A 1,448-nucleotide genomic window follows, 5' to 3' on the forward strand; every position below is an offset into this window, starting at 1 on the left:
CGGCGGAGGTGGCGGCACGCCCGCTCCGAACCCGGCACCGGCCCCGCCGAACTCGGGCGCGGTCGAGACGGCGATCTGGTTCGCGAGCCAGCAGCTCGGCGAGCCGTACCGGCTCGGCGGCGCAGGGCCGAACGTGTGGGACTGCTCGGGGCTGACCAAGGTGTCGTACGCGCAGGCGGGCATCTCGATCGGCACGCACTCGGCGACGAACCAGTACTACACGCTCGCCGGGCGCGGCCTCGCCGTGCCGCTGTCGCAGATCCAGCGCGGCGACCTGCTGTTCTGGGGTTCGGGCGGCGACTACTACCACGTCGCGATCTACCTCGGCGGTGGCCGCATCCTCGAGGCGCCCCGCGAGGGCGTGCCCGTGCGCGAGTACTTCATCTGGGGCTCGCCCTCCGCGGCGGCCCGCCCCGCCGGCTGACCCCTCGCGCCTCCCCGCCAGCCCGCCGCTCGCGCGAGCCCCTTCTCGCCCGGTGCCAATCCGAAACGCAGGAACTTCGGCCCCTCGCGCGGCGCGGCGCGGCGCCGACACTCCGTGCGCACGTCGCAACTTCCTACATTTCGGCGGTGAGGCAGGTTTCGACGGGGTGCGCGGGGTGCGGCATGGCAGGGCCGCCCGCGCGGACCGAGAAGGGGCGGGCCGCCGGGCCCGCCCCTTCGTCGTGACGGATGTCGCGTGGTCGCGGCATCCGCTCGGTTCATGCCCTGGTCAGTGACCGGGGAACTTCTCGATCGCCTTGGCGATGAGCGACTCGGCCTCCGCCGCGTCCGCCCAGCCCTCGGTCTTGACCCACTTGCCGGGCTCGAGGTCCTTGTAGTGCTCGAAGAAGTGCTCGATCTCCTTGCGGGTGAACTCGGGGATGTCGTTCACGTCCTGGATGTGGTTCCACCGGGGGTCGCCGGCGGGCACCGCGACCACCTTGGCGTCGCCGCCCCCGTCGTCGGTCATGTGGAACACGCCCACGGGGCGCACCTTGACGCCGACGCCGGGGAACAGCGGGTAGTCGAGCAGCACGAGCACGTCCAGCGGGTCGCCGTCGTCGCCGAGCGTGTCCTCGAAGAAGCCGTAGTCGGTGGGGTAGACGAAGGTCGTGTAGAGCACGCGGTCGAGGAACACCCGACCGGTCTCGTGGTCGACCTCGTACTTGTTGCGGCTCCCCTTCGGGATCTCGATGATCGCGGCGTACTCGCCCATGTGGTTCTCCTCGTGGTTGGAAGCTCGTGCTCGAACTCGGCCCGCGGCCCGGTCGGAACGCGGCGCGATCGGCGGAATAAGGTTACTTGATGCCTTCCGACGAGCTGCCTGCCGAGCGTCGTCCCCGCCTGACGCCGCCGATCGCCGACGTGCGCCGTGCGGTCAGGGCCGTGCTTCCGGATGCCGCGGGCGCGGCCTCATCCGCTGCCGCCCCGCTCGTGCTCGTGGCCCTGTCGGGCGGGGCGGACTC

General features: G+C 71.8%; 2 protein-coding genes. One reads left to right on the forward strand and one right to left on the reverse strand.

Annotated features, from left to right (window positions below):
• Positions 1-424 (forward strand): C40 family peptidase (locus tag GH736_RS22930; protein ID WP_162529606.1); only part of this gene is annotated, 424 nt, incomplete at its 5' end.
• Positions 425-712: 288 nt separating this feature from the next.
• On the opposite strand, the gene ppa is transcribed toward GH736_RS22930, so the two are convergent.
• Entirely contained in the window at positions 713-1,198 is a 486-nt protein-coding gene (gene ppa / locus GH736_RS22935; protein WP_159607326.1) for an inorganic diphosphatase, read from the reverse strand.
• Positions 1,199-1,448: the final 250 nt, after the last annotated feature.

The sequence above is a fragment of the Agromyces humi genome, from assembly GCF_009720255.1.
GTDB classification, from domain to species: Bacteria; Actinomycetota; Actinomycetes; order Actinomycetales; family Microbacteriaceae; genus Agromyces; species Agromyces humi.

What these genes read in the sequence shown, in the direction of transcription:
- ppa (WP_159607326.1), bottom strand. Translation starts at nt 1,198, where the DNA reads ATGGGCGAGTACGCCGCGATCATCGAGATCCCGAAGGGGAGCCGCAAC.